This window comes from Rhodoferax sp. (assembly GCF_028689305.1).
Taxonomy (GTDB): Bacteria; Pseudomonadota; Gammaproteobacteria; order Burkholderiales; family Burkholderiaceae_C; genus Rhodoferax.
Genome location: NZ_JAQTWM010000070.1, coordinates 1 through 1,790, shown reverse-complemented (window position 1 = coordinate 1,790; position 1,790 = coordinate 1). Strand labels below are relative to the sequence as shown.

Here is a 1,790-nt window from a genome sequence, read left to right as displayed (position 1 = left end):
CATGCTCACCATCACCCGCAAAATGGAATTCGATGCCGGCCACCGCATTCCCGACCACAACAGCCAGTGCCGCAACCTGCACGGCCACCGCTACACCCTGCTCATCACCCTGACCGGCGACGTGGTGCAGCAAGACGGCCAGTCTGACAACGGCATGATCATGGACTTCGGCGACATCAAGGCGCTGGCGCACGAACACCTGGTCAAGCTCTGGGATCATGCCTTCATCGTCTATGAAAAAGACACCGCAGTGCGTACTTTTCTGGACAGCATGCCGAACCACAAGACGGTCGTCATCGACCGCGTGCCCACCGTAGAAAACCTGGCCAAAACCGCCTTTGACATCCTCAAAGAGGTCTACCACGACCGCTTTGGCCGGCATTTGTCGCTGGCCAAGGTGACGTTGTATGAAACGCCTAATTGTTGGGCGGAGGTGGATGGGTGAAAGGGGCTGTGGCTGGCTCAATGGTGGCGTCGCGCAGACTTGGACTTTGAACGGGTGGTCATTGCAGTAGACAAGAAAGTAAGGAAGAGTTTAAGATGATGGTTATATAGGTGTAACCATGAATGTTGTTTTTGATACGTCAGTGTTGGTTGCCGCCGCACGTTCCCGCCAAGGCGCGAGTTATGCGCTGGTGGCATCGTTGCCAAATCCGCATTTCCAGATTTGTCTGTCAGTCGCTGTGTATACGGAATGGTTGTCGGTGCTGAGTCGTCCTGAGCATTTGCCACCCGGCGTGAGCCCCGACATGGTGCTGAGCTTCGTTCGGTACTTGGCATCTTTGGCGCGTTTGCAGGACATCCATTTTCTGTGGCGGCCTTTTTTGCGTGACCCAGACGACGACATGATTCTGGAGTGTGCGGTGGCAGCAGCTTGCACTTACATCGTTACGCACAACGTGAAGGACTTTCGACGTACCGAGGAATTGGGTATCAAGGCCATTACACCTGCCGAGTTTTTGCACATTTTGAAGGAGCCCACAACATGACCGCACTCACCATTCGTTTACCCAACTCAGTGCATGAAAGTATCAAGGTTTTGGCTCGCCAGGATGGCATATCCGTCAATCAGTTCATCGCCAGCGCCGCAGCAGAAAAGATGGCATCGTTCCAGACGCTGGACTATCTGCGCCGCGAAGCTGCCTTGGGCAAGCGGGCGGACTTTGAACGGTTTTTGCAAGCCGTGCCGGATGTTGCGCCTGTGGCGGGGGATGAAATCAAGCCGGATTGATCATTCGTTGCATGACTGGTAAGCGCATAATGCACAGTATTCTGTACACTTTTCAACCCACCGGAGTCTGTCATGGCATTCACTGCAAGCGATGTGGTTCCCCTTACTCAGGCTCGCGCCACCTTGTCGGACCTGGTCGAGCAGGTCAAGGCTGGCGCTGAAAAAATCATCACCAAGAATGGCGAGAGCTACGTCGCCATCATCGACTCCCGGCGGCTGGACTACTACCACCAACTGGAGCGCGAGCGTATTCACCTGTTGCTGATGGACGATGCGGGTAAGGGCTTGGACGACATTGCCGCAGGCAAGGTGAAGGATGCGCGCACCACCTTGGCTGCGTTGAAGCGTCGCCGTGAGGCCAAGCCCCAAGCCTGATCAGGATCAGTGCCGTGGCAGCTAAGCATCTCGTCAAGCTCACCGCGAACTTTGAGCGCAACCTTGAAGAGGTCGAAGCCTTTTTGCTGGCGGCTGATGCACCACAGGCTTTTGACGCGCTGCTGGATGAACTCTCGGATACCGTCATTCCCAACCTGGAGCGCTTTCCCCGCATGGGCAGGCG

Annotated in this window: 4 protein-coding genes and 1 pseudogene; all 5 read left to right on the top strand. The window is 55.7% G+C overall.

Annotated elements, in window-relative coordinates; all coding sequences use genetic code 11:
• Nucleotide 1 precedes the first annotated feature (1 nt).
• The gene (gene queD / locus PHW99_RS13545) at nt 2-445 is read left to right on the top strand and encodes a 6-carboxytetrahydropterin synthase QueD (RefSeq protein WP_300178454.1); all 444 of its coding nucleotides are present in this window, start codon (nt 2-4) and stop codon (nt 443-445) included.
• Nucleotides 446-563: 118 nt separating this feature from the next.
• The gene (locus tag PHW99_RS13540; protein WP_300178451.1) at nt 564-989 is read left to right on the top strand and encodes a putative toxin-antitoxin system toxin component, PIN family; all 426 of its coding nucleotides are present in this window, start codon (nt 564-566) and stop codon (nt 987-989) included.
• Nucleotides 986-1,231: a toxin-antitoxin system HicB family antitoxin gene (locus tag PHW99_RS13535; RefSeq protein WP_300178448.1), complete on the top strand. Its 246-nt coding sequence runs from the start codon at nt 986-988 to the stop codon at nt 1,229-1,231. The genes PHW99_RS13540 and PHW99_RS13535 overlap by 4 nt, the downstream gene beginning before the upstream one ends.
• A gap of 72 nt (nt 1,232-1,303) precedes the next feature.
• Nucleotides 1,304-1,606: a type II toxin-antitoxin system Phd/YefM family antitoxin gene (locus PHW99_RS13530; protein ID WP_300178445.1), complete on the top strand. Its 303-nt coding sequence runs from the start codon at nt 1,304-1,306 to the stop codon at nt 1,604-1,606.
• Nucleotides 1,607-1,620: 14 nt separating this feature from the next.
• Nucleotides 1,621-1,790 (top strand): annotated as a pseudogene (locus tag PHW99_RS13525) (type II toxin-antitoxin system RelE/ParE family toxin); the annotation flags it as partial.

Excerpts from the sequence above, each read along its gene's own strand:
- queD (WP_300178454.1), top strand. The coding sequence starts at position 2 with ATGCTCACCATCACCCGCAAAATGGAATTCGATGCCGGCCACCGCATT.
- PHW99_RS13540 (WP_300178451.1), top strand. The coding sequence starts at position 564 with ATGAATGTTGTTTTTGATACGTCAGTGTTGGTTGCCGCCGCACGTTCC.
- PHW99_RS13535 (WP_300178448.1), top strand. The coding sequence starts at position 986 with ATGACCGCACTCACCATTCGTTTACCCAACTCAGTGCATGAAAGTATC.
- PHW99_RS13530 (WP_300178445.1), top strand. The coding sequence starts at position 1,304 with ATGGCATTCACTGCAAGCGATGTGGTTCCCCTTACTCAGGCTCGCGCC.